We start from the raw sequence: 846 nt of genomic DNA, 5'->3' as shown, positions 1-846 counted from the left end.
GACAGAGTGACAGGTGGTGCATGGTTGTCGTCAGCTCGTGTCGTGAGATGTTGGGTTAAGTCCCGCAACGAGCGCAACCCTTGTCCTTAGTTGCCAGCATTCAGTTGGGCACTCTAAGGAGACTGCCGGTGACAAACCGGAGGAAGGTGGGGATGACGTCAAATCATCATGCCCCTTATGACCTGGGCTACACACGTGCTACAATGGATGGTACAAAGGGCAGCGAAGCCGCGAGGCATTAGCAAATCCCATAAAACCATTCTCAGTTCGGATTGTAGGCTGCAACTCGCCTACATGAAGCCGGAATCGCTAGTAATCGCGGATCAGCATGCCGCGGTGAATACGTTCCCGGGTCTTGTACACACCGCCCGTCACACCACGAGAGTTGGCAACACCCGAAGTCGGTGGGGTAACCTTTTGGAGCCAGCCGCCGAAGGTGGGGTCAATGATTGGGGTGAAGTCGTAACAAGGTAGCCGTATCGGAAGGTGCGGCTGGATCACCTCCTTTCTAAGGAAGATACATCACTTACGTGATGAAAAAAAGATGTGCTTGGTTGTTTTGTTTAGTTTTGAAGGATCAAATGATCTTTCAAAAACTAGCACCTTGAAAACTAGATAAGAAAGAATCAAGAGCATGACATATGCGTTATAAAGGATTATGGAAGTTCTGTTAACATCCGTCACGTCCTGTGACGAACACAGAACTAACTACATCCTGTAGTTAAGTGATTAAGAGCGCACGGTGGATGCCTTGGCACTAGGAGCCGATGAAGGACGGGACAAACACCGATATGCTTCGGGGAGCTGTAAGTAAGCTTTGATCCGGAGATTTCCGAATGGGGAAAC

2 rRNA genes are annotated in these 846 nt (G+C 49.6%); both read left to right on the top strand.

Annotation, left to right across the window (positions count from 1 at the left end):
- Positions 1-508, top strand: a 16S ribosomal RNA gene (locus C1A05_RS17820); the annotation flags it as partial.
- Positions 509-719: 211 nt separating this feature from the next.
- A 23S ribosomal RNA gene (locus C1A05_RS17815) occupies positions 720-846 on the top strand; the annotation flags it as partial.

Source organism: Salirhabdus sp. Marseille-P4669 (assembly GCF_900240405.1).
Taxonomy (GTDB): domain Bacteria; phylum Bacillota; class Bacilli; order Bacillales; family Alkalibacillaceae; genus OEQK01.
The sequence above is the reverse complement of the archived record's forward strand: the minus strand, read 5'-3'. Positions and strand labels throughout refer to the sequence as shown.